Raw genomic sequence first — 24,501 nt, forward strand, 5'->3', positions numbered from 1 at the left:
ATAATTTGTAGAAATACAATAGCTTAACTGAGCTGTTCCACAAGATTCATAAAAACACATACCGGATGAAAAAAAATAAGTCATGAGCATTGACAGGCATTACCTATGAAAAAACTGAAATTAGAAAATAGAAGTTATAAGAAGATTTTAGAGGATTTTGAGCAGTGGTTGGATATCTTAGGATATAATGAAAAGGCAGTATACTACACACCAATATTTATACAAGAATTCTTTTATTGGCTAGAACAACGGGATATCCAAAGATTAGAGCAGATTACTATAGACACTGTAAAAAGCTATTACAAATACCTGAATGAAAGAAGCAATCAAAGAAGAGATGGAGGATTAAGTAAAGCATACCTAAACAAACATCAAAATGCACTTAGAAAGTTCAGGGAATACCTGAAAAAGCAAGGAGGTATAGCTTTTAAAATACACTTACGCTTAGAAAAAAGAGAAAGTGCTATAAAAGATGTGCTCACCCAATCCGAAATTAAACAACTTTTCGAAGTAACCAGTTACAGTAGTAAACACAGACATACAAGAATACGAGACAGAGCTATTCTTGTAGCATTATACAGTTGTGGATTAAGAAGAACAGAGGCAACCAGTTTAGATATTGGTGATATTCTTTTTGATGCAAGACGTGTATTTGTACGGCAAGGAAAGAATTATAAAGAACGCTATGTACCTATCAATACATATAATTTGCAGATTCTGGAAGATTACATTTTTGAGGCAAGACCAATATATACTGGCAGTAAAGCAACAGAAGCATTGTTTATTAATAAATATGGGAACAGATTGCACGGTCAAGATATGGGCAGAAGACTACACCATTTATTAACTCTTATTGATAATGAAATATTAAGGGAAAAACATATTACACCGCACTGTTTACGACATAGTATTGCTACTCATTTACTACAACAGGGAATGAAGATTGAAGATATACAGCAGTTTCTGGGGCATAGCTCTTTAAAATCAACACAGGTTTACACTCACTTACTCGAATTATTATGAAAAATTATTATACATATTTAGAAAAACTAAATCATAGTCAAAGTACTATAAAACGGAATGTTTACAACATTGGTAAGCTACAAGAATGGTGCAGATCAAAACGTACCAAACCTGAAAACCTAACATATAAACAATTCCTGAATTATATGAATCATCTGAAAACTACAAACAAACCAGAAACTATTAACAGGCATATCTGGGCAGCTAAACATTATTTTACGTATCTGATAGCGCAGGGAGTTCGAGCAGATAATATTGCAGAGGATTTAAAAGTACGAGGAGAACGTAAAAGAGTATTTCATAATTTACTTACAGGTGATGAACTGGAAGATTTGTTTTACAGTTTTGAAACAGGTAAGATTTGGAAGAATAACTTTTATTACAGAGCTACAGCTAAGCGTAATAAAGTAATAGTGGGATTATTAGTATATCAAGGTTTGATCAGTAATAATTTAAGATCACTAATACTAGAGCATGTTGATTTACGCAGAGGGACAATATATATACCAAGTACAAGAAGAAATGCACAGAGAACACTAACTCTAAAATCTTGGCAAATTATAGAACTCAAAGAATATATTGAAGAAATACGCCCAATCCTACAAGATCATATAGATACATATGATGAAAAGTTGTTTCCTCTTAATACACCACAGTTTAATGTGATTTTAAGGCCTACTCTAAAGAAATTGAAAACTTATAATCAGAAGGTTATTAATAACAACCACATCAGAACAAGTGTAATTGTAAATTGGTTAGGGCAATACAATATTAGAAAGGTACAGCAAATGGCAGGTCATAGATTTATTAGCTCTACAGAATCTTATAAACAAGATAATCTAGAAAATCTGCATGAAGCTATTAATCAATTTCATCCATTGAATTAACAATAATATGAAATCATAAGGTTCAGGAGTTGTAGAGCAAAAGCCAGTGATTACCCCAGATTACGGGCTGATCAAAGGAGTTCTTCAATCAGGCATGCACAGCTACACAAGTTGCTATGCACCGTAACAGCTTCCTCACCTTTGGTCGTCAGCAATTACTACTTGTCTTCACGTGATGCCTTCAATCATCACCCGTAGCTACTCTTTTGCTTAAAAACAATAAGGTACGCTATCGCTATACTTTTTATTAAGCAAAACCGCTACTACATTGGCTACGCCGCTATCTCGCAGCTTAGCTAAAATATTGTGAAGGAGCTATTATCAAATTATGGTCACAATATTTTATCTGGCACACAAGTCACTACGTTCCCTCTTGTGTGTCAGCTGCTCCACTTCGCAAGGCTACGCCCAGTTTTGCATGCATGCAGCTCATCTTCAATCACCAGATAGGCTAGGATTACTATTAAAGCAGAAGATCAGGCACATAATCTCATGCAACTTCTATTTTAATAGAAATCACAATTATTTCTTATGTTTTCATTACTGCTCTCTCTGGTAAACTAACATAGCACTACATAGTAAAGCAAATACTGTTTTGTTAATGTGGTAGAGAATATAGATTTTACTATTTTAGCTATGAAGATTGATAGATGAGAGAGGACGTTCTTAAATTTTACATTTTAGCAATAGTAGACCAGAAAATAGGTTCAAAAAGCTAGATTTTTTGTATAAAGGAGTATGCCGGTAATTACATCTATAAGAATGGTGTATTAGAGTTCTTTAATCACCCAGAAGGCTATGTAGAAAAAGAAGCAGATGGATATAAGTATGTATACCAGTTTAAAGACCACCTTGGTAATATCAGATTATCCTATAAAGATGCGGATAAGAATGGTTCTATATCGCAAAGTGAGATTGTGCAGGAGAAGAATTATTATCCTTTTGGACTCCAACATCAATATGGTGGAAATGATCCTAGATCAGCTGTAAATGGTAGAAAGCATAATTATGGGTTTAATGGGATAGAACTTACCGAAAGTTTAGACCTGAACCTTTATGAAATGGATTTACGACAATACGATCCTGCAATTGCAAGGTGGACAAGTATTGATCCTGTTACACATCATTCTAACTCTACTTATAATGGTTTTGATAATAATCCTGTGTTTTGGGCAGACCCCAGCGGTGCATCGGTTGAACAAATTAATGGAGGTGTTCGATATACTGGAGAACATGCAAAACTTGCTTTTGGAGCATTACAAAAACAATATGGAGGAACAGATCCAAAAAAGAAGAAGAAAGGAGAAAAGAAAAAAGCTACAGTAACTACAGGAGATCCCGTAGCCTACGGTATTGAAGGAGATAACAACAGAAGTGAAATGCCAGATTTTATAAAAAGTGCGGATGTTGGCCATTATAACACTTCATTTACAGGGACGACAGAAGAATATAACTTGCAATATGGTACGGATTATGTAGCAGGAGAACAGAATTACAATAAATACTATTATGATTTCTATTACAGGCCAAGATTAAGTGCATTAAGAGGTAGTATTCAAGCATCACAAGCAGAAGCAGCAGAAATGTTGATGTATATATTACCAACAGGTCCTACAGCTGCAGTTGGAGCAGTAAAGGGAGCTATGTCTTTAGGTAGATTTTCAAAACACCTAAAAACTACTTATCAAGTGATCACTAAAGGGGTTAGAAGAGCTAAAACTGGAGATATTATGTTTTCAGTGGGAGTAAGGAATAGAGTAACTAATTATATGATTCGTCTAGAAAGAGGGAGTTTTAATACCAGGAAAGGGGTTCCTATTTTTACAACACATATTAATTATGGTTTAGGTGGCGGCAAGAAACATTTATTTTTGAACCGTATTAAAAAAGCAAAAATAAAACTATGATATCGATAAAAAATATTATTAAAGAGCTTAATGTTTTTTTGCAAAAACAAACTACTGAGAATAATTATATAATAGTTGTTAGTTATTTATTAGACAATTATATGTCACTAATATCAGATTTAATTATAGTTGATTTTTCAGTAACAGAAAAGGAACATCACTTATCATTTAAAAAAAGTAGTGAAGATTTTATTTTCTTAGCTTTAACTAGAAAATATATTGAATTGCGTTTTCTTTCCCATGAACAAATGGTCTTCTTTGATGAGACTGAAAAATTTGAAAAGCTAGAGGTTTTATTAAGATCTTTTTTTAAGGGAGAATATCAAATTGAAATTCAACGGAACAAGAATGGAAAATCAATTTATAAACAAATTAAGTGGTTAAATAAGGATTTGGAACTTTTTAATGAAGAATACGAACTTAGTAGTTCTAAAGAAGTCGAAACTATTGATAACCTAAAGGGTATAGATTTCACGAGTGATGCTCGGTAATAGGTCAAACTGGTGCTTTTAAAAAAGAGTATTATAAAGTTTGATTATCAAATAAATTATATAAGTAAAAAAGAGCTGTAGAAATGCAGCTCTTTTTTTATGCTCTAGAGTGAACTAAGAAAACAGTTCTCTAGCCTACCAGAAAGTAGAAAAATAATAATACAACCCTATTAAAACCAAATCTATGCTAACAAACAACATTGCTGAGATACAGATCAGCTACTCATCTCATATCACTAAAAAGAACAGAACAAAAATTAAGAGTTCTACAGATGCTTATAACGTATTTCTCAATACTTGGAATCAAAAAACTATAGAGCTACAAGAAGAATTTATTAGACTACAGGTACAAATTATCGTAATAGCCCTAGATAGATTTCCAAAAATATTCTAAAAATACCCTAAAGATTTCTTAAAGTAAAATAAAAAATAGGGTCTTCTAAAAGTTAGCTGTTGTTAGAAATGAAATAAGACTTTATCACGTTGATGTGAGACCTTTAATTTCATACCATGATTTCATATCAACATGATAGAACAACAACAAACAAACAATAAAATTATGAAAATGTTTAAAAGCAAATTAATTATTAGTGTATTAGTGGTTTTATTTACCATAAGTATCACTAGCTGTGATAAGGACGATGATGCCACTCCTCCAGTAGTAAATGAGGTATCGATTAAGTTAGATAAGTCTAGTGTTGATTTTGAAAAAGTAAAACAAGGTGATAGTAAAGAAGTAATTTTAAAACTTACAAACAGTTCTAAAGCAACTATAAATAGTTTGTCATCTAAGGTTACTATTTCTGGAGGAGCTATAGGTGTTTCTTTTAAATTTTCACCTTTAGCGCCAGGAAAATCAATAAATATTCCTGTTAAATTCACATCAGCAAAAACTACTAAATTAGGGATTTATCAAGGTAAATTAATTTTAACACCTTCAAATGGAAAACCGGTAGAAGTAAGCCTGTCTGTTAATGTAGTTAAAGCAGATGATAAACCTGTTGAAGGTAAAGTTGTAGTAGATAAAAATGCTATAAACTTTGGAAGTTTACCAAAGGGAACAGGAACAGAATCTATGAAAGAAGTAATTGTTAAATTAACTAACAATACAAATAAAACTCTAGAAGGGCTTACACAAAAGCTTTCTACTTCAGGTGTTGGTTCTGTGAAAGCAACTCTTGTTAATTTTTCTTCATTAGCACCAGGGAAATCAATTAATATCCCTGTTAAGTTTACTTCTGGAGATACAGACCCAGGTAGTTTTAAAGGTACATTGACTTTAACTCCATCTATAGGAGAACCTATTATAGTAAATCTTTCTGCTATGGTAATTGCTGCTAATGTTACAGGTTCTATTGTAGTGGACAAAAATTCTATTGACTTTGGAAGCTTACCAAAAGGAACAGGAACAGCATCTATGAAAGAAGTAATTGTTAAATTAACTAACAATACAAATAAAACTCTAGAAGGACTTACACACAAGCTTTCTACTTCACCAGGTGTTGTTGGTTCTGTGGAAGCGACCCTTGTTAATTTTTCTTCATTAGCTCCTGGGAAATCAATTAATATCCCTGTTAAGTTTACTTCGGGTAATACAGATCCAGGTAGTTTTAAAGGTACATTAACTTTGACACCATCAATAGGAAACCCTATCGAAATAAAACTTTCTGCTACCGTAACCGATTCTGGAACTGTGACAGGACCTACTACAGGTAAGGTAGTTGTCGATAAACAGTCTGTTAATTTTGGAAGCTTTTCAAAACCAGGCTTAGCGAAGAAAGTAACTATTAAATTAACCAATAATACCAATAAGACCATTAACAGCATTAAACTAGACTTCTTTACTTCAAGTACTAATGGGTCTTCTTCTAGCAGTATTACTCTTTCTGGTAATAGTTCTACTAGCCGTACACATCTTACTAATAATGGTTCTATAAAATTAGGTTCAAAATTTTCACCTTTAGCACCAGGAAAAGATGTATTTATTACTCTTGATTTTACTTCAGGTAATTCTGGGAATTTTAATGGTAAATTGACTATAACTCCATCTATAGGAGCACCTATTGATGTACTTTTATCTTCTTCTGTGAAGTAATTCGCAATGTAGAGTTGGGATAAAAGCAGGCTAAATATCGGCTAGGTAATACCCTACTGATTTAGCAGAATGACCAAAATAAAAATGATAAATTAGTAAAAATCCACAGCAGTGATGTTGTGGATTTTTATATGATTATGAAGAGAGTATTTTTAGTTTTATTGTAAAAATAAGGATAAGTACTACTTACTTGTTTTAACTTCCCCTATAATGACACCAAAGTTTCCTTCTAATTGATGCTGATTTTTAGAGGGTAAATATACTCTGGAGACAAATCCATCCAGATATAATGCATTTTTACAACCATGTTGTTTAAAAAAGAAAGCAAAATCATAAAAATTAGTTTTCTCTTTAGAAATTGCAAAAAGAAGATTTCCATTGGGTAAAATTCCTACTCCGTTTCTAATATGAACATTAGAAGACCCTTCTCTAAATTTGGAATGGATTTTTCCGTCAATCACGAGCATAGGACCAGATTGTGTGGCATATTTGATGTTCTTACTACCCATAAACATCTTTGTGGTGCAAATGACAGCTTTGTTTTTTTTAGTCAAATAAAATATCCCATTAGGCTGAAGATAAAAATTACCATATCCACTTTGAGATGTATCAATCCTGGTTTTGATTTCTTCATTTTCAATATAAAGCCCTTGCGGAGATAAGTCTTTGTTATACATCCCTCCATTCATTGCAAAAACCAATTCCTTGTTTTGTTTTTCTAGTTCTGATTTTAAATTTTGAAAGCTTTTGTAATTACTGAGATTTTTATTTTTCCAATAGAAATGTAACTCTTGTTGCAAGGGATTTATCTCGTAGCTTAAAAATCGAGATTTTTCAACCTGGGTTTCTGATTTTTCAACAAAAAAGAAACTGGTGAATAGTATCAGAGCTCCAAGTATTATGATAGAGCTAATGAGTTTTTTCATTATTTGTTAGTTCTTATATATTTTTCCATCTTTCATTACAAATACGACATTCTCCATCGCATTAATTTTTTGAGTAGGATCATCATTTACTGCTATGATATCGGCTAAGAAACCAGGAGTAATTTGTCCGATCTGATCTTGCATATTCAGGATTTTGGCGTTGGTGGTGGTAGCACTTTGTATAGTTACCATTGCAGGCATACCAGCTTCGACCATAAAACCAAATTCTTTTCCGTTTTGTCCGTGTTTAAATACTCCTGCATCGGTACCAAAAGCGATACCTACACCGCGATCATATGCTTTTTTAAATGTATTTTGAATTTTTGGACCGATCTCCAAGGCCTTAGGAACAATAATAGCAGGGTAATACCCGTCAATAGCTGCTTTTTCGGTAACCTCTTTTCCTGCGGTAATGGTAGGTACTAAATATGCATCATGCTGCTTCATTAAATCCATAGTCTTTTCACTCATTAATGTGCCATGCTCAATCGTTTTTACACCACCCAAAATGGCACGTTGCATTCCTTCGTCACCATGAGCATGTGCTGCTACATGAAATCCATAATCTTTAGCAGTTTTGCATATTGCTTTAATCTCTTCTACAGTAAACTGTGGATTAGAGCTACTTTTTGCAACACTTAATACGCCACCAGTAGCTGTAATTTTAATGAGATCTGCCCCATTTTTATAGCGTTGTCGTACTGCTTTTTTTGCATCTTCGATACTATTTACTACACCTTCTTTAGGGCCTGGATCACCGATTAAAGATCTTTTACTTCCGTTAGTGGGGTCTGCATGTCCACCAGTGGTAGCTAGAGATTTGCCAGCTGTAAATATTCTGGGTCCTTTAATTTTACCTCTTTTAATTGCTTTTTTTAGTGAAATATTGACTCCGCTTCCTCCCAGATCCCGCACTGTAGTAAAACCTGCCATTAATGTTTTCTTTGCAAAATCAACAGAATTATAAGCAACATCTGCTTCACTATCTGTATATTTTTGCAGATAAGCCTTAGGGTTTGTTTCCATTTCAAGGTGTACGTGCATATCAATCAAACCGGGCATCACTGTTTTGTTTTTAAGATCAATAGTGATGTCATTTTTTTTGCCAGTTACAAAACCATTTTCGACTGTAATAATTTTATTTCCGGAAACGACAATTGTTTTTTCTGTTAGAACTGTACCTGTTTTGGTATCAATTAATTTCCCGCATTGTAGGTAAGTATTTTGAGCTAAAATGGTCGTGCTAATCAATGCAAAAAGTACTGTGTATAGATATTTCATATGTGATGGTGTGTGAAAAATTACTATAAATTAAAATATACAAAAAGAACAATTTAAAATAAATTGTTGTGATTGAGGGAGAGATTATGATTTCTTTTAGAAATAGAAGGTAAGTTTTAAAGCCTCATAAGCTTTTAAAACTTGTGAGGCTATAGAGTTTTTATAAATGATATAATCAAGTTATTCTAATAACTCTTCTAGATTTTGTTCTATATACTGTGGTATAGCATTTATATCAATAATCTCATCAGACAGACCTTTTTTCTTTTCCTGTAGTTGCAATATTTTTTCTTCGATAGTATTCTTGGTAATAAATCGAGTTACCATTACATTATTGGTTTGTCCTATACGATGGGATCTGGCAATTGCTTGCTTTTCAATAAACGGATTCCACCATGGGTCTAATAATACTACATAAGATGCTTTGGTGAGGTTGAGTCCTACACCGCCAGCTTTTAGAGAAATAAAGAATAAAGATACCGCATCGTTTTTCTGAAACTCATATACCACCGCTTCTCTATCTGTACCTTTGGTCTGGCCAGTTAAGGTTACATAAGAAATATTATGTTCCCTGCACCATTCCTGGTATAAGTCAAGGTGAGATACAAAAGAACTGAATACAAGTACTTTTTTATTGGCTTTGACCAGTGTCTCAAGGTAATGTGTAACATCCTGAAATTTTCCTGATGGATCTTTTGTTTTATTGTCTATAAGTTTAGGATGATTTACAATCTGTCGAAGTTTGGTGAGTGTATTAAGAATATGGATCTTATTTGTTGATTCAGCATCAATACCTAGTAGTAGATTTCTGGCTGCTGATTTCTGAGATTCGTATTGCTTCTCCTGTTCAGGAAGCATTTCTGTATATATCGTTTGTTCTGATAATTTGGGAAGGTCTTTGGCAACCTGCTCTTTAGTTCTTCTCAGTATAAAAGGATCTATCAATGTTTTTAGCTCTTTGATACATTCTGGATCCTGATGTTTTTCTATCGGAATTTTAAAGCGATCCTTAAAAAATGGATAACTACCTAACATTCCCGGGTTAATAAATTCCATCTGAGACCAAAGATCAGATAATGAATTTTCTATTGGTGTACCACTCAGAGAAATCTTATGGGTAGTATGTATATTATTTATCGCCTGAAATATTTTAGACTCTTTGTTTTTGATTTGTTGACTCTCATCTGTGATCAGATAGGTGAAATTTATTTTTTCTAAAGCAGTAATATCTTTTGATACTGTAGTATAGGTAGTGAGAATAATATCGTAAGTCTCTAGATATGGAGTAATTTTTTTACGATCAGGGCCTATGTATTTAACAATATTAAGATGTGGAGCAAATTTTATTATTTCCTGTGCCCAATTAAATACCAAAGAAGAGGGGAGTACAATCAAAGCTTTGAGGTAGGTTTTTACTTCTAGAGGATCGATAAATAAGTCTAACCGAATTTTTTCAACCTTTTTATCTATGGGCTCTAGTTGTTCTTTTGCATAAACGAGCATCGCAATAGTTTGCAAGGTTTTCCCTAATCCCATATCATCTGCTAAGCAGGCACCTAATTTATTGTAATGATGATTGACCAACCATTGCACTCCTTTTTCCTGATATGGTCGTAATGTCGCTTTAAGTTTAGATGATGGTTCATAATGATGACTGGTAGCATCTTCAATACTAATTTCTTCTGGCGGAATGATATCCTTTAACAGGATGTAGTTACTTTTAGTAATACGTATGTTTTTATCTTGTATCTGCCCAAAATCTACAAGTTTTTTATATCGTGTCATCCACTCTTTTGGGATAATGAAAACTTCATCATCACCGATTGGGAAAAAACGATTATTTTGCTTGATATGTGTTATAAATTTTGAAAAAGGAATTTCTTGATTTCCAATAGCAACAACTCCTTTAATATCAAACCAATCATTCTCTTGTTGACTGCCAATCTCGATGGTATATGCATCAATATTGACTGTTCTATCATCTAATAAAGGTAGTTTTATCTCAAATTCATCTGCTTCTAATTGTTCCTTGTTCAGTGTTAACCAGTTTAGGATTTCAAAAGGATCATCAGAAACTTTAGTTTCTAGTAATAGATTGTTATTTACCTGTAACCCTTTTGATATTAGTAGGTCAATAATCTCTTGCTCAGCTTCTGGATTACGTTTGGTTTGGATAATTTGAATTTGATCATCATCTTTAAAATGCACATTAGAAACCGTAGTTTTTGTGCTATTATAGTCAAAAAGTATAGTGTCATATTCAAAAATAACCTTAATCACATAGGTATCTTGTATAAAATCCCGGATAATTTCTATTCCATAAGATGCTATATCTTGATGTGTAATAATATCAAAACCATGGGTTATAACATCTACATTTTTAATTATGGGTATGATTACTTTTTCTAAGTAAATTTTGATATGCTTTTGGGCAATGGTAATTTTTTCTTTATCAAAAAAAGGTTTTAATTTATTGGCATTTAGATTTTCAATTTGGTACAAGTATTTATCTACTATAATCCACGAAGGCTCGTTAAGTAATATTTGGATATCATTATTTTTAGGAATAATGAGAGTGTCTTTGTTTTTTAGAGAAAAAGCATATTCAATGCCTTCATCTATCTTAGTGAATTCTAGAATGGGCTTCAGTATAGTGTTGCCAATCGATAATTTATGGTTTTCGAAAGGATCTTTTCTTTGAGCATTACTAGTTATTGCATATTGATTAGTAACAATCAGGGAATAGAAAACAGATAATTTTTTGCTTATATAACTAAGTACAACTTCGTTTATTTTTGGATCTTTTAATACATCTGAAAAGGTTAAGCTTTTTCTCCTTTTTACAGGCATAAATTGTTGTTCTAATGCTTTGATTTTTAAGGATGAGCATATCTCTAGTAATTGCTCATGAGGAGTGTCATGAAATATGATTTCGTAGCTTTCTAAAGTTTCAGGGGTTGCTTGTTTTTCTACATAGCCAAGATGGCCATTCGTTATTGGTACAACATATGCTTCTGGTAAAAGGGGAATTTTAGAAAGACTGTGATCAACAAGGTTATAACAAATGCAAAGGGAATCCATGAAAAATGAATAAGTTTAAGAGATTAAATTAGGTTTAGAGAAGATAGATTTCTTTTCCTTCTTCCATTTAAAACAAAACCAAAAACATCAAAGAAACTCTTCTTCAATGTTTTTCGACTTCGTCTTATTTTTTTAAATACTTCAGATGGTTACAGATTTGCCTACAAAATCAATAACAGTTTTAGTGATAAAACCAATTTGTTCATCATCTAATTCTGTATGCATTGGTAAAGAAATGACTTCTTTGATTAATTGATTGGTTATAGGAAAATCAGCTTCGTTATAGCGTTCATCCTGATATGCTTTTTGACTGTGCAGAGGGATAGGGTAATAAACACCACAAGGAATTCCATTATCATTTAAATGTTTAGCCAGAGCATCACGATCTACATCGATTACTCTAAGTGTATATTGATGAAACACATGAGTGTCTTCTTTGTCAATAATAGTTGGAGTAATGATATGTTCCTGATCGGCAAAAGCCGCTGTATATTTTTTTGCTGCCTCTCGTCGGGCACTATTATAGCGATCCAAATTAGGAAGCTTTATCCTTAGTACTGCAGCTTGTATCGAATCTAAACGAGAATTTACCCCCACAACATCATGATGATATCTCTTATACATTCCATGATTTACTACTCCACGTAGGGTATGTGCCAGATCATCATCATTAGTAAAGATAGCACCACCATCTCCATAACACCCTAAGTTTTTAGAAGGGAAAAAAGAAGTAGACGCTACATGACCTATGGTTCCGGATTTTGAAGTATTTCCGTCTTTAGAATGATAACTTCCTCCAATACCTTGAGCATTATCTTCGATTACATATAAATCATGCTCTTTGGCGATAGCCATAATAGCATCCATATTGGCAGATTGTCCAAATAGATGTACAGGTACAATAGCCTTCGTTTTTGGAGTAATTGCTTTTTTTATGGCTTCGGGATCAATATTAAAAGAATCAGGTTCTACATCTACCAGAACAGGAGTAAGTTGTAACAATGCAATTACTTCTACTGTTGCAGCAAAAGTAAAATCCGCAGTAATTACTTCATCCCCAGGTTTTAGGCCTAATCCCATCATTGCAATCTGTAATGCATCTGTACCATTAGCACAAGGGATGACATGTTTTACTCCAAGATAATCCTCTAGTTCTTTTTGAAAACTATGTACTTCAGGACCATTAATAAAAGCTGTGGATTGTATAACATCAAGAACAGATGAATCTATATGTTCTTTGATTTGTTCATATTGACCCTTAAGGTCAACCATTTGTATCTTCTTCATAAATGTTTTATTGTAACCTCACGAAAGTACAAAATATTGATACTATTGCCAATGGAATTTTAGATAAAAGAAATGTATTTTAGCAATTCATAAAAATTATCATTTTTGAACATTTTATATAACATCTTTATTGCAATATTTAGTGGCGTACTTCCTATAATAGGTTTGTTAAGCCCTAAGCTTAAATTATTTGTTAATGGAAGGAAAACAGTTTTTGAAACTCTTGAGAAATATTTTCCTTCTCAAGATCGTGTTATCTGGTTTCATTGTGCATCTTTAGGAGAATATGAGCAAGGTGTTCCTGTAATGGAGGCCCTAAAGAAAAAGCATCCTGATCATAAAATAGTAGTCACTTTTTTTTCCCCGTCAGGTTATGAAGCCAAGAAGAACAGTGCTTTGGCTGATATTATTGTGTATCTACCTATGGATACAAATGCAAATGCCATTCGGTTTATACAACTTGTAAAACCCGAACTTGCTGTCTTTGTAAAATATGAGTTTTGGCCTAATTACCTGAAAATATTACAAAGCAAAAATATTCCAGCAGTATTTATATCTGCAACATTTAGAGAAGATCAGGCATTTTTTAAATGGTATGGTGGTTTTATGAGAAAAACTTTGCAGACCATAGATCACTTTTTTGTTCAGGATAAAATATCCCAAACACTAATAGAAAAACAAGGTTTTACTAATGTTACTTTGAGTGGAGATACACGTTTTGATCGGGTGTCTCATCAAATAGAAATGGATAATCATGTTGGTTTTATTTCAGATTTCATTAATGAGCGACTTTGTATAGTGATAGGAAGCTCATGGCCAGAAGATGAAGAAATTTTTATAGAGTATATAAACGATGCTCCTAATGAGATTTGTTTTATTGTTGCTCCTCACGAAATAAAAGATAGTAGCGCAAATGCATTGAAACAAAAGATCAAAAAGAAAACCGTTTTATATTCTGAAAAAGAAGGAATAGTGCTAAAAGATCAACAGGTATTTATTATGAATACTATTGGGTATTTATCTCGAATATATAGTTATGGCGATATAGCATATGTAGGTGGAGCTATGGGAACGGGGGGATTACATAATATTTTAGAGCCGGCAACTTTTGGAATCCCAATCATTATTGGTAAGAATTTTGAAAAATTTAGAGAGGCTAAGCAACTTCAGAAATTGGCAGGCTTATTTTCGGTTTCGAGTGCGAATGAATTTAGCCAAATACTAAATAAACTTGTCGAGGATAAAAAACTTAGAGAAAAAACAGGAATGATTTCTGGACATTTTATCAATAGTAATACAGGGGCTACTGGAATGATTATGGCGTATTTAAATAAGAAAATTAATTAGAATAGTAGTAAAATGACAAAGAATCGTGATGATTTTTAACTACTACACAGTGACAGCCTGATTAAAATATCGTCTAAACGGAAGCATTTCTTTGTATACAGTAATCACCTTGTCCATAAAATCTTCTCTAAGAATATCTTCTTTGGTTAAAGGATGTATTACAGCAAATGTTCTATGGCGTAGCAGATCGATATATTCATGATCAGAAGGATAGCCTTTGGGAGTAGTTTTTAGTTTATCTTTATCCAGGTACATTCCTCCAAAGGTCTGTTTAAAGCTTTTTTTGTTTAAAACCTTGATTAATTCATCTCCATTATAATCAATCGCTTCTCGAATACTATTCAGCATTTTGTTCTCTGGTCTCCAATAACCACCAGCCAATTCGCACTCGTTAACCCCAATTTGGATATAAAAATCACCTTGCTTGGTACGTTGATCCAATCCTGCAGCAAAATGATCCTTATATACAGGCTTATTAGGATGAAAAAGTAAGTTGTTATTAATACGATTAATTCCTTTTTTACCTGATGTAGGATAGTAATTGGGGTCGATTGTAGCTAATTTTGCATCCAATTCATCTAGCCATTGAATAAATGACTTGCGAATAGTTTGATACTGTTTTCTGTTAGCATCCATCCATTCTTTATGATTATTGGCCTGTAAATCCTGTAGAAACCGAAAGAGTGCATTAAAATCCATCTTGACTAAAAAAAGATTAGAATAACCCGTTTAACTCTGCATCGATTCGATTTATAATACTCCCCAGATCTTCTGGATTATCCACAAAATTGACATTGTCTACATCTACAATAAGAAGATTGCCTTTATCATAATTATGTGCCCATGCCTCATATCGTTCATTAAGTCTACTTAGATAATCAATACTAATTGTATTTTCATATTCACGTCCACGTTTATGAATCTGATTGACCAGATTTGGAATACTACTTCTAAGGTAAATCAATAAATCAGGACCTTCGACTACATTTTCCATAAGATCAAAAAGTGATCTGTAGTTTTCAAAATCACGATTGGTCATAAGCCCCATTGCATGTAAGTTTGGAGCAAAAATATAAGCATCTTCATAGATCGTTCTATCCTGGATAATATCTTTTCCGCTTTCACGAATATCTAATATCTGTCTAAAACGACTATTAAGGAAATAAATCTGAAGGTTAAAAGACCAACGCTCCATTTTATTATAAAAATCCTCTAGGTAAGGGTTCTCTAATACATCTTCAAAATGAGCTTCCCATTTATAATGTTTAGCAAGTAATCGGGTCAATGTTGTTTTTCCGGCGCCGATATTTCCAGCTATTGCTATATGCATAGTTGATTGTTTTTCTTGAGGTGTTTTGTAAAAATGTACGTTAAAGTTCGGGCGTAAATATAGTGGATTTTATGAGTAACATAAAAAGGATAGAAAAGAATTTCAGTAAGATGTGTATTTTAAAACTTAAGTACTCCCTTGATCAAGGTAAATAACTTGTAAAATATGACCTGTAATTATAGAGTAGATTATTACGACTAATTGAGTGCAACCTAAAAAAACTATAATGACAACATATAAAATATTGGGAGTTTCATTGCTAATAGTGATAATGTCATGTAATCAAAATCAAAACGATACGTCCAAAGATGTACAAACGAATTCACAACAAAAAATGGAAATTATCAAAGCGCAGGGTGTAATTACAAAAGTTAGTTCTAAAAACTTTGAAGATACTTATAATACATTAGTAGAAATCATTACGAATAATCCGAACCTAAAGATTGTAGCACAATTGGATCATCAAGCAAATGCGGCATCAGTAGATCTAGAATTAAATCCAACACGAGTAATTATGTTTGGTAATCCTAAATTGGGAACTCCTTTGATGCAGAATTCTCAAATTACAGGATTAGATCTTCCGCAAAAGATTCTAATATGGCAAGATGATAAAGGTGTTGTTAATGTTTCATACAATGATCCCGGGTTTTTAAAACTTCGTCATGAGATTAATGGTAAAGATGATGTCTTAGCCATCATTTCTAAAGCTTTAGATAATCTTTCAAAAGGAGCTACAGGAGTATGATAACTAATTAGGTGATGTTTAATAGAAATAAAAAAGATGCCTAAGAAGGCATCTTTTTTATTTCTATTTGTTATTGTGTTTTTAGGAGTTCTTTGTAGTGATCTTTATAGATATATAGCATAAAGATGTTTAGGGCTAAGAACACAACACCGATGATCCAATTTTCGGTATCAAGTTTAATGTGATATAAAAATGCATTGACTGATACACTCATTAGAATGACCATCATTAAGGGAGCAAATCTATTGGTTAGTAAGGCAACTCCTGCGCAGATTTCTACAATGGCTACCAGCATCATAGTTTTAGAGGATACTAAAACTTTTAAAAAACTTATAGCTATTTTGGTTGAAGGAGCTGGAGGATCCATAAAATAAAACAATTTATTACATCCAAAAAATAAAATGGCAAGTCCAAAAACTATTCTAATTCCTAAAATTACTTTTGTATTCATAGATTGAAAATTTTGGTTATTAGTACTATTGTTTAACGTATTAACCTTTTTAAAATTGCCGGGATGCAGATGAGATCTAAGTGATTATATGGGTTTAAAGTATTAAAACTGCCGATATAGAACACTTATATGAGTTTTTCTTTTACGTAAAATCCCACAAATATATAGGCTCAGAGATAAACGCCTTAAAATCAACACGAAACCCATAAAAATTACCTAGATTTGCGCTTTTTTAAGCAATAATACAACTCGAAAACTCGTTTTTTGGAAACAACCCAACCAAAGACTACAATAATGACCAAACGTACTAGTCGATTGCACTTTCTTGATGCAATTCGAGCATTTGCTATTCTTATGATGCTTCAAGGGCATTTTGTACATTCTCTTTTAGGTGATGTGTATAGGGATAAAAATAATATTGTGTATACGATCTGGGAGTATTTTAGAGGAATGACTGCCCCAACGTTTTTTACGATAACAGGCTTTATTTTTACGTATTTATTACTAAAGCAAAACACGAAAGGAATTGATAATCCAAGAGTTTTGAAAGGTATAAAACGTGCTACTAAGGTTATTTTTTGGGGATATTTATTGCGATTAAGTTTTTATGCAGTCTTTACCGGAACAGTAAACCCTTCATTTTTCTATGTAGATGTATTGCAATGTATTGGTACATCATTGTTGCTGTTGATAGGAGTGTATCTTATTTTGAGTCAAATTAATGAAGCGTGGTTTCAAAATGTAATACTGGGTATTGGAGTGATTATTTTTCTTCTGCAACCAATATACGGTAGTTGTATACTAGAGTTTTTACCACAAACAGTTGCTAATTATTTTACAAATAGAAACGGATCTATTTTTACATTACTACCTTGGTTTGGATATGTGTGTATAGGTAGTTTTATGGCTAGTTTGTTTTTGAAATACGGAAAACAAAAGATGTTTTACCCTTATGCTGCTATAATGCTTTTATCCATAGGAGTAGTATTGGTGTTCTATTCTTCAACTATGTTAATGGTAGTTTATAGAATGACAGGTGTGGGCATTTTTAAATCAGTAGCTTATAACAACTTCTTGTTTATAAGATTGGGAAATGTGTGTATGCTTTTTTCTGTATTTATTATGATGAAAAATTATTTTACAAATCATATGATAACCAAAATAGGAGGGAGCACACTATCTATCTATATAGTCCACTTTTTTGTGCTTTACGGAAGTTGGTTTGGATTAGGGCTTAGTCGCTTTTTTTATCACAGTTTAACCCCGATACAAACTTTTATTGGAGCATTATTATTTATAATTGGTGTATGTGCAATAGTTTTATGTTATTATAAATATGAAGAAGAACTGAAGCTTCAAACACATCATGTATTTAAATCGACAAACCAGAAGATAAAAGCTGTTTTACCAGAAGCTTTTATACTGTTTAGAAATACTATTATTCGCACCTATCGAAACATTAGATATACAAGACGGTAGTATTGTAGTCTTTGTATTGGCAGTTGGTTTTTTTATTGTATTAAAAATCAGTACCTTATAGTGGTCTAATCAATACTCATTTTGTCATGCCAACAATAAAATCGTTAAACAAATGGGCTAATGCACATACGTATTATCCGTTAGATTTGTTAAGAATTGCCTTAGGAGTTTTTTTATTTATAAAAGGAATAAATTTTATTAGTAATAGCCAGATTCTTGTAGACCTTATTAAGCCTGTTCAAAACCTTGCAGGTGCTATGATTATAATTCATTATGTAGCTCCGGCACATTTAATAGGGGGCGTGCTTATTTCTTTTGGATTACTGACACGATGGTCAGTTACAGCTCAACTTCCATTATTAATAGGGGCAGTACTCATTAATTTTATAGGAGAGATGAATGTGGCAAATCTTATTATTGCCAGTATAATTCTATTACTATGTGTATTTTTCTTGTTCTACGGTTCGGGGAAACACTCTGTAGATTACTATTTAAAAATGGAACAGTGAAGCTGTAAAGATAGAATAAGATTTAATACATTATTAAAAATAAAAAAACCGCTCAATGAACGGTTTTTTTATTTTTTTTTACCATCCCGATAAACGAGATTTTCCGCTATAGGTTGGAATATCTAGATATACAGTGTCTATCTTTTTTGAAGCATAGACACTATTTTTATATTTAAAAAGCCTCTTTTTATTCTTTTGAATTTGTTTTCTTATTTTTTTCCACTTCTTTTCACTGTATATACTGGTGTTTTTTGATCGCTGGGCTACATTTTTGTTTGCCTCTATTGGATTAGTATTAGTGTGAGAAAGGTTTTGTTTTTGTAACGTATTATTAGTGATAGTAATAGGTTTGAAGTCAGTTGTATTACTTTGTCCTATTGATGAATACGATATACATATCAATATCACTGTAGTCGTAGCGATTCTCATTTTCATTTTTTTAGATTTTTGGGGGTTAGTAATCATAAGTATAAAATTGAAGTTATTTATAGAAATTTGGATAAGGTTAATTTTTACAATCCAAAAAATAAATAAATGACTGATATTCAGTTACTAAGATAGTTATACTAATTCAATTTTGAATACGGAAAAACCGCAACACAGTATGGGGATTTTTCCCCTAAATAGAGCTGGTAAGTACCGTGGTTATTCGTATTTTTTTCTAAATGTTGGGTGAAAATTTTATTTTATTTTTTTCTCAAAAAAACATAAAATACTGGGCCAGTTAAGCTAGAATAGGGGTTGAACGCTGTTTTTTTAAATATTAAATAAATGTACTAATCTTCTTGAAAACAGTTTTTTTTCAAGAAAACACACTTATTTTAATCTCAAAAGAAGATAAAAACGTCAAGTTTTGGATATGATAGAGGTAATAATATGCTATTAAAGAGAAATAGGATAATTAATTGAAAAAGAAATACTTTTGACTTAATTATAAATTTACCAACCTGATAAACGAGATTTGCCTCTAACAGTATTAAAAGACGGTATATCTATATATATAGTATCAATAACCTTATAAGTGTACACACTATTTTTTGTGTTAGAAACTCTCCTTTTATTTTTTTTGAGTTGTTTTTTGATTTTTCGCCACTCTTTTTTGCTATAAAAATCTTTACTTTTAGTTTTTATAGGAGTTTGTATTATTAAACGATCCGTCATAGCAATTTCATCAGTACTATATTGCTCTTGTTGAATTTGATTATCAATGGTTTTTACTGAAGAAAGATCATTTTTAAAATCTTGACCAAAAGAGATGCTACACACTAATAAAAAAGCGATGCTTAATGCAAATTTTAATTTCATTTCCCTAAATTTAAATGTATTAATCAATTGTGATACACTAAAATTTTTAAAAAAACATATCAAAATTATTCCCCCCGAATAGATATGTTATGTATCTTATAACGTTTATGGGGTAAATGTAATGATAATACTTGATTTTGTAATACGGGAAAACCTCATTTCTTCAGGGCTGCACCTGATTTTTCGATGAATAACTATAAAATCAGATAAACGTTAAATCTTAAACGCCTTTTTTACTTTTTCTACATAATCAAGTTTCTCCCAGGTAAATAGTTCTACTTCTTTTTCTATTTTACCAGAATACGGGCTTTCAAAAACTTTAGTAATCGTTTGCGGTTCTTTACCCATATGTCCATAAGCAGCTGTTTCCTGATAGATGGGATTACGTAATTTAAGACGTTTCTCAATCGCAGCTGGACGCATATCGAAGATTTCACCTACTATTTCGGCAATTTCTCCATCTGTTAATCCCAGAGTACCAGTTCCATAAGTGTCTACAAAAATAGAGGTGGGTTCAACAACACCAATCGCATATGATACTTGTACTAATACTTCATTTGCTACTCCTGCAGCTACAAGATTTTTAGCAATATGCCTAGAAGCATATGCAGCAGATCGATCTACTTTACTTGGGTCTTTACCTGAAAATGCACCTCCACCGTGAGCTCCTTTACCACCATAAGTGTCGACTATAATTTTTCTTCCAGTAAGACCAGTGTCACCATGTGGTCCACCAATCACAAATTTTCCAGTCGGATTAATATGATATGTAATCTGATCATTAAACAATTGTTGGATATAACTAGGTAATTGAGCAATTACCCTAGGCATTAAAATAGAAATAATATCATTTTTTATTTTACTCAACATTGCATCATCATTGCTGTCAAAATCATCATGCTGTGTAGATACAACGATGGCAACAATACGTTGAGGTATATTATCATCACTATACTCAATAGTTACCTGACTTTTAGAATCAGGACGCAAATAAGGGATTTCTGTACCTTCACGTCTTAGCTTGGCTAATTCAATTAATATTTTATGTGAAATATCAAGAGCCAAAGGCATATAATTAGCAGTTTCTTTGGTGGCATACCCAAACATCATTCCTTGGTCACCAGCACCTTGCTCTTCTTTATTTTCACGATCAACCCCTTGATTTATATCTTGCGATTGTTCATGGATAAGAGAGATTACTCCACAAGAGTCACCACTAAACTGATATGCCCCTTTAGTATATCCAATCGTATTGATGACATCCCTTGCTATATGTTGTACATCAAGATATGTTTTGGATTTTACTTCTCCGGCAAGTACTACCTGACCAGTAGTTACAAGCGTTTCGCAAGCTACCTTAGAGTCAGCATCAAAAGCTAAAAAGTTATCTAATAATGCATCACTTATCTGATCTGCTACTTTATCCGGATGTCCTTCGGATACACTTTCCGAAGTAAATAAATATGCCATTCTTTATTGTTTTATAGAAAATGCTTTAGACGTAATTGCAATGCGAAGCTTTCGACAGAATATCTAAATCGAACTGCTTTAGCATTTTTGTACTGTAAAAAAGTTATTTCAGTACTTGGGTTGCAATCAGTCAAATCTTTCCCTGAAAAATATTTCGGCAAAGGTAAAAAAAATGATAACACTTAAAAGCATTTAACGTATCATTAATTTTTGATTAGTAAAGAACATTTTTGGTTAGGTGTTTTTCAAAACAAAATAATTTTCGAGAGAAAGACGATGTTGTTAAAAAATAATTACTAGATTTGCCACGAAGTTTCTTATACATATTAGTAAGTTATTAAGAAAGGTGGAGGGAATAGACCCTGTGAAACCTTAGCAACCCTTTAATTATTAAAGAAGGTGCTAAATTCTATCTCGATTAAGCGAGAGAAGATAACTCGATACAATTTCAATTTTGTAATTGTCGTTTTCCTTTCTTTTTAATTTTCTATTTACATACACTATAATCGAGTGTTTGATGTATTTGAATTTTGTTTAAAAATTTAAAATAGAAAATTATGAGTACACAAAAATTTGCAACAGGAGCTTTACATGCAGGTCATGATGTGTCTGCCAATGGAGGAACAAGAGCAGTGCCAATTTATCAAACAACATCGTATGTTTTTAATAATTCTGATCATGCTGCCAATCTATTCAATTTATCCGAAACAGGATTTATTTATACTAGATTAAATAATCCAACAAATGATATTCTGGAACAACGCCTTGCAGCATTAGAGGGAGGTATTGCGGCGGTAGTAACGTCTTCGGGTACAGCGGCGATCAATACAACCTTACTAACCTTATTAAAAACGGGAGACCATATAGTTGCATCTAGTAGTTTATATGGAGGAACGTATAATTTGTTAAACGTTACATTACCTAGATTTGGGATTACAACAACTTTTGTAGATCCTTCAGATCAAAATAATTTTAAAGATGCTATACAAGAGAATACACGTGTATTCTTTGTAGAATCATTAGGAAATCCAAAGTTGGATGTATTAGATTTAAAAGCAATTTCATCTGAAGCCAAAGCCAATAAAGTGCCTTTGATAGTTGATAATACAGTTGCTACGCCAGCACTACTTAACCCTATTGAGTATGGAGCAAATATTGTAATTCATTCACTTACAAAATATATTAGTGGTAATGGTACATCTCTTGGAGGAGCGATTATCGATGCAGGAACTTTTGATTGGTCTAGTGGTAAGTTTCCTGAGTTTACAGAACCTTCACCAGGATATCACGGATTAGTATATCACGATGCATTAGGGCCAGCAGCATTTATAGCAAAAGCAAGAATAGAAGGACTACGAGATCATGGAGCTGCACTAAGTCCGTTTAACGCATTTCAAATTCTACAAGGTCTGGAAACTTTAGAAATCAGAATAAAAAAGCATAGCGAAAACGCATTACAGCTTGCTAAATGGTTAGAAGAACAAGAAGAAGTAAGTTGGGTAAAGTATCCGGGACTCAAAAATAATACGTACTACGAATTAGCTCAGGAATATTTACCAAAAGGGCAAAGTGGGATCATTACATTTGGAGTGAAAGGTGGTTTTGATTCGGCTAAAACAGTAGCTGATGAAACAAAAATCTTCTCTTTACTGGCAAATATTGGGGATTCTAAATCTTTAATTATACATCCCGCTAGTACTACACACCAACAATTAGATTCTGCGCAGCAAGCATCTACTGGAGTAACTCAGGATTTGATTAGGTTATCAGTTGGACTCGAGGATATTGAAGATCTAAAAGAAGACCTGAAAGAAGCTTTTAGTAAAGTAAAAGTCAAAATTTAAAAGATCAAAAAAACGCTATCCTTTCTAAAAGGATTTATAATAAGAGGGTGACCAAAATAGCCTCAAAGAAATTATAAATAATGCTTCAAAAATTAGACATCTTAAATTATATCACGATAAAGGGAAGATCTATTGATCAGATTCATCTCACGTACGAAGTGTTTGGAAAACCGCTTTATACGGCACCAATTGTTCTGGTTAATCACGCTCTTACCGGTAATTCTGCAGTGTGTGGAGAGCATGGTTGGTGGAATAGTTTGATAGGGAAAGATAAGTGCATTGATACCAATAGATATACCGTTTTGTCTTTTAATATTCCAGGAAATGGATATGATGGAAAAGAAGAAAACTTAATTGAAGAATATAAAATATTTAATGCACGTGATATCGCTGCGATCTTTTCTGAAGGCTTAAAACTATTAAAAATTAACGAATTATATGCTGTGATTGGTGGATCTGTTGGTGGTGGAATTGCATGGGAATTAGCTGCTTTTAATCCCAGTTTAATTAAGAATTTAATCCCGGTGGCTACAGATTGGAAATCTACCGATTGGTTGAAGGCTAATTGTTTGGTGCAAGAGCAGATTTTATTAAATTCTAAAAACCCAGTTCATGATGCCAGACTACATGCGATGTTAGTCTATAGGTCTCCAGAATCATTTAGGCAAAAATTTGATCGCACATATAATGATGAAAAAGATATGTATAATATAGAAAGCTGGCTATTGTATCATGGAGAAAGATTAGACAGTAGATTTGCGCTTTCTGCTTACAAAGAATTAAATCATATCCTAGCAAATATCGATATAACTGAAGGGCGTGGAGATTTTAATGAAGTAGCCGCATCGATTCAATCTAGTATTCATATTATAAGTATAGACTCTGATATGTTTTTTACAGCAGCAGAAGATAAGATTACATTCAAAAAACTGAAAGAAGTAAAACAAAATGTTACTCACAAAATAATTAATTCGGTTCATGGTCATGATGCCTTTTTAATAGAATTTGAACAATTGAATGCATTGTTAAAAGATGTGTTTTAA

Annotated in this window: 22 protein-coding genes and 1 riboswitch; of the genes, 12 read left to right on the forward strand and 10 right to left on the reverse strand. The window is 32.5% G+C overall.

What is annotated here, in order from left to right:
* Positions 1-105 precede the first annotated feature (105 nt).
* The 6 genes from ATE84_RS07900 to ATE84_RS07925 all read left to right on the forward strand — a co-directional run bounded on the left by ATE84_RS07900 (position 106) and on the right by ATE84_RS07925 (position 6,403).
* Positions 106-1,023 carry a tyrosine-type recombinase/integrase gene (locus tag ATE84_RS07900; protein WP_101447369.1) on the forward strand — a complete coding sequence of 306 codons (918 nt, stop codon included), beginning with the start codon at positions 106-108 and terminating at the stop codon, positions 1,021-1,023.
* On the forward strand, positions 1,020-1,910 hold the full coding sequence (locus tag ATE84_RS07905; RefSeq protein ID WP_101447371.1) for a tyrosine-type recombinase/integrase: 891 nt from the start codon (positions 1,020-1,022) through the stop codon (positions 1,908-1,910). The genes ATE84_RS07900 and ATE84_RS07905 overlap by 4 nt, the downstream gene beginning before the upstream one ends.
* A 917-nt stretch (positions 1,911-2,827) precedes the next feature.
* A complete protein-coding gene (locus tag ATE84_RS07910) occupies positions 2,828-3,817 on the forward strand; it encodes an RHS repeat-associated core domain-containing protein (RefSeq protein WP_101447373.1) in 990 nt (329 codons plus the stop codon).
* Entirely contained in the window at positions 3,814-4,308 is a 495-nt protein-coding gene (locus ATE84_RS07915; RefSeq protein ID WP_101447375.1) for a hypothetical protein, read from the forward strand. Before ATE84_RS07910 ends, ATE84_RS07915 begins: the two co-directional genes overlap by 4 nt.
* A gap of 184 nt (positions 4,309-4,492) precedes the next feature.
* Positions 4,493-4,702 carry a hypothetical protein gene (locus ATE84_RS07920; protein WP_101447377.1) on the forward strand — a complete coding sequence of 70 codons (210 nt, stop codon included), beginning with the start codon at positions 4,493-4,495 and terminating at the stop codon, positions 4,700-4,702.
* Positions 4,703-4,867: 165 nt separating this feature from the next.
* Complete coding sequence (locus ATE84_RS07925; protein WP_158237206.1) at positions 4,868-6,403, forward strand: DUF1573 domain-containing protein; 1,536 nt, start codon at positions 4,868-4,870, stop codon at positions 6,401-6,403.
* A 182-nt stretch (positions 6,404-6,585) separates the two neighbouring features.
* Here ATE84_RS07925 and ATE84_RS07930 read toward each other — a convergent pair whose 3' ends face one another.
* The 4 genes from ATE84_RS07930 to ATE84_RS07945 all read right to left on the reverse strand — a co-directional run bounded on the left by ATE84_RS07930 (position 6,586) and on the right by ATE84_RS07945 (position 12,978).
* Positions 6,586-7,329 (reverse strand): phosphodiester glycosidase family protein, encoded by a 744-nt coding sequence (locus tag ATE84_RS07930; protein WP_101447381.1) that lies wholly within the window; start codon positions 7,327-7,329, stop codon positions 6,586-6,588.
* 6 nt (positions 7,330-7,335) lie between these two features.
* Positions 7,336-8,610, reverse strand: a complete 1,275-nt coding sequence (locus ATE84_RS07935; protein ID WP_101447383.1) for an amidohydrolase family protein — start codon at positions 8,608-8,610, stop codon at positions 7,336-7,338.
* Between the two features lie 180 nt (positions 8,611-8,790).
* The gene (locus ATE84_RS07940) at positions 8,791-11,691 is read right to left on the reverse strand and encodes a DEAD/DEAH box helicase (protein WP_101447385.1); all 2,901 of its coding nucleotides are present in this window, start codon (positions 11,689-11,691) and stop codon (positions 8,791-8,793) included.
* 141 nt (positions 11,692-11,832) lie between these two features.
* Complete coding sequence (locus tag ATE84_RS07945; protein WP_101447387.1) at positions 11,833-12,978, reverse strand: DegT/DnrJ/EryC1/StrS aminotransferase family protein; 1,146 nt, start codon at positions 12,976-12,978, stop codon at positions 11,833-11,835.
* 105 nt (positions 12,979-13,083) lie between these two features.
* On the opposite strand from ATE84_RS07945, the gene ATE84_RS07950 reads away from it, so the two are divergent.
* On the forward strand, positions 13,084-14,325 hold the full coding sequence (locus tag ATE84_RS07950; protein WP_101447388.1) for a 3-deoxy-D-manno-octulosonic acid transferase: 1,242 nt from the start codon (positions 13,084-13,086) through the stop codon (positions 14,323-14,325).
* Positions 14,326-14,367: 42 nt separating this feature from the next.
* Here the strand turns inward: ATE84_RS07950 and ATE84_RS07955 are convergent, their stop codons facing one another.
* Together ATE84_RS07955 and ATE84_RS07960 are read right to left on the reverse strand one after the other, a co-directional pair.
* Positions 14,368-15,024: a DUF2461 domain-containing protein gene (locus ATE84_RS07955; protein WP_101447390.1), complete on the reverse strand. Its 657-nt coding sequence runs from the start codon at positions 15,022-15,024 to the stop codon at positions 14,368-14,370.
* 16 nt (positions 15,025-15,040) lie between these two features.
* Positions 15,041-15,655 carry a deoxynucleoside kinase gene (locus tag ATE84_RS07960; RefSeq protein WP_101447396.1) on the reverse strand — a complete coding sequence of 205 codons (615 nt, stop codon included), beginning with the start codon at positions 15,653-15,655 and terminating at the stop codon, positions 15,041-15,043.
* Positions 15,656-15,881: 226 nt separating this feature from the next.
* On the opposite strand from ATE84_RS07960, the gene ATE84_RS07965 reads away from it, so the two are divergent.
* Entirely contained in the window at positions 15,882-16,400 is a 519-nt protein-coding gene (locus tag ATE84_RS07965) for a DUF302 domain-containing protein (protein WP_101447398.1), read from the forward strand.
* A gap of 70 nt (positions 16,401-16,470) precedes the next feature.
* Here ATE84_RS07965 and ATE84_RS07970 read toward each other — a convergent pair whose 3' ends face one another.
* On the reverse strand, positions 16,471-16,851 hold the full coding sequence (locus ATE84_RS07970) for a DoxX family membrane protein (protein ID WP_101447400.1): 381 nt from the start codon (positions 16,849-16,851) through the stop codon (positions 16,471-16,473).
* 264 nt (positions 16,852-17,115) lie between these two features.
* Between ATE84_RS07970 and ATE84_RS07975 the strand changes: the two genes are divergently transcribed.
* Both ATE84_RS07975 and ATE84_RS07980 read left to right on the forward strand, forming a co-directional pair.
* A complete protein-coding gene (locus ATE84_RS07975; protein WP_158237207.1) occupies positions 17,116-18,330 on the forward strand; it encodes a heparan-alpha-glucosaminide N-acetyltransferase domain-containing protein in 1,215 nt (404 codons plus the stop codon).
* 86 nt (positions 18,331-18,416) lie between these two features.
* Positions 18,417-18,839 carry a DoxX family protein gene (locus tag ATE84_RS07980; RefSeq protein WP_101447404.1) on the forward strand — a complete coding sequence of 141 codons (423 nt, stop codon included), beginning with the start codon at positions 18,417-18,419 and terminating at the stop codon, positions 18,837-18,839.
* 78 nt (positions 18,840-18,917) lie between these two features.
* Here ATE84_RS07980 and ATE84_RS07985 read toward each other — a convergent pair whose 3' ends face one another.
* The 3 genes from ATE84_RS07985 to metK all read right to left on the reverse strand — a co-directional run bounded on the left by ATE84_RS07985 (position 18,918) and on the right by metK (position 21,614).
* Complete coding sequence (locus tag ATE84_RS07985; protein ID WP_101447406.1) at positions 18,918-19,274, reverse strand: hypothetical protein; 357 nt, start codon at positions 19,272-19,274, stop codon at positions 18,918-18,920.
* Positions 19,275-19,778: 504 nt separating this feature from the next.
* Entirely contained in the window at positions 19,779-20,144 is a 366-nt protein-coding gene (locus tag ATE84_RS07990; protein ID WP_101447408.1) for a hypothetical protein, read from the reverse strand.
* Positions 20,145-20,357: 213 nt separating this feature from the next.
* A complete protein-coding gene (metK, locus tag ATE84_RS07995; protein WP_101447424.1) occupies positions 20,358-21,614 on the reverse strand; it encodes a methionine adenosyltransferase in 1,257 nt (418 codons plus the stop codon).
* A gap of 331 nt (positions 21,615-21,945) precedes the next feature.
* A riboswitch (SAM riboswitch) is annotated at positions 21,946-22,053 on the forward strand.
* Between the two features lie 118 nt (positions 22,054-22,171).
* On the opposite strand from metK, the gene ATE84_RS08000 reads away from it, so the two are divergent.
* Both ATE84_RS08000 and ATE84_RS08005 read left to right on the forward strand, forming a co-directional pair.
* A complete protein-coding gene (locus ATE84_RS08000) occupies positions 22,172-23,458 on the forward strand; it encodes an O-acetylhomoserine aminocarboxypropyltransferase/cysteine synthase family protein (protein WP_101447426.1) in 1,287 nt (428 codons plus the stop codon).
* A gap of 80 nt (positions 23,459-23,538) precedes the next feature.
* Positions 23,539-24,501, forward strand: a complete 963-nt coding sequence (locus ATE84_RS08005; protein ID WP_101447428.1) for an alpha/beta fold hydrolase — start codon at positions 23,539-23,541, stop codon at positions 24,499-24,501.

Origin of the sequence: Aquimarina sp. MAR_2010_214 (assembly GCF_002846555.1) — a bacterium.
In the GTDB taxonomy this organism is placed as follows: Bacteria; Bacteroidota; Bacteroidia; order Flavobacteriales; family Flavobacteriaceae; genus Aquimarina.

Coding starts and splice junctions, on each gene's coding strand:
- ATE84_RS07980 (WP_101447404.1), top strand. CDS start 18,417: ATGCCAACAATAAAATCGTTAAACAAATGGGCTAATGCACATACGTAT.
- metK (WP_101447424.1), bottom strand. CDS start 21,614: ATGGCATATTTATTTACTTCGGAAAGTGTATCCGAAGGACATCCGGAT.
- ATE84_RS07940 (WP_101447385.1), bottom strand. CDS start 11,691: ATGGATTCCCTTTGCATTTGTTATAACCTTGTTGATCACAGTCTTTCT.
- ATE84_RS07900 (WP_101447369.1), top strand. CDS start 106: ATGAAAAAACTGAAATTAGAAAATAGAAGTTATAAGAAGATTTTAGAG.
- ATE84_RS07960 (WP_101447396.1), bottom strand. CDS start 15,655: ATGCATATAGCAATAGCTGGAAATATCGGCGCCGGAAAAACAACATTG.
- ATE84_RS07990 (WP_101447408.1), bottom strand. CDS start 20,144: ATGAAATTAAAATTTGCATTAAGCATCGCTTTTTTATTAGTGTGTAGC.
- ATE84_RS07985 (WP_101447406.1), bottom strand. CDS start 19,274: ATGAAAATGAGAATCGCTACGACTACAGTGATATTGATATGTATATCG.
- ATE84_RS08000 (WP_101447426.1), top strand. CDS start 22,172: ATGAGTACACAAAAATTTGCAACAGGAGCTTTACATGCAGGTCATGAT.
- ATE84_RS07945 (WP_101447387.1), bottom strand. CDS start 12,978: ATGAAGAAGATACAAATGGTTGACCTTAAGGGTCAATATGAACAAATC.
- ATE84_RS07925 (WP_158237206.1), top strand. CDS start 4,868: ATGAAAATGTTTAAAAGCAAATTAATTATTAGTGTATTAGTGGTTTTA.
- ATE84_RS07905 (WP_101447371.1), top strand. CDS start 1,020: ATGAAAAATTATTATACATATTTAGAAAAACTAAATCATAGTCAAAGT.
- ATE84_RS08005 (WP_101447428.1), top strand. CDS start 23,539: ATGCTTCAAAAATTAGACATCTTAAATTATATCACGATAAAGGGAAGA.
- ATE84_RS07955 (WP_101447390.1), bottom strand. CDS start 15,024: ATGGATTTTAATGCACTCTTTCGGTTTCTACAGGATTTACAGGCCAAT.
- ATE84_RS07920 (WP_101447377.1), top strand. CDS start 4,493: ATGCTAACAAACAACATTGCTGAGATACAGATCAGCTACTCATCTCAT.
- ATE84_RS07935 (WP_101447383.1), bottom strand. CDS start 8,610: ATGAAATATCTATACACAGTACTTTTTGCATTGATTAGCACGACCATT.
- ATE84_RS07965 (WP_101447398.1), top strand. CDS start 15,882: ATGACAACATATAAAATATTGGGAGTTTCATTGCTAATAGTGATAATG.
- ATE84_RS07915 (WP_101447375.1), top strand. CDS start 3,814: ATGATATCGATAAAAAATATTATTAAAGAGCTTAATGTTTTTTTGCAA.
- ATE84_RS07930 (WP_101447381.1), bottom strand. CDS start 7,329: ATGAAAAAACTCATTAGCTCTATCATAATACTTGGAGCTCTGATACTA.
- ATE84_RS07970 (WP_101447400.1), bottom strand. CDS start 16,851: ATGAATACAAAAGTAATTTTAGGAATTAGAATAGTTTTTGGACTTGCC.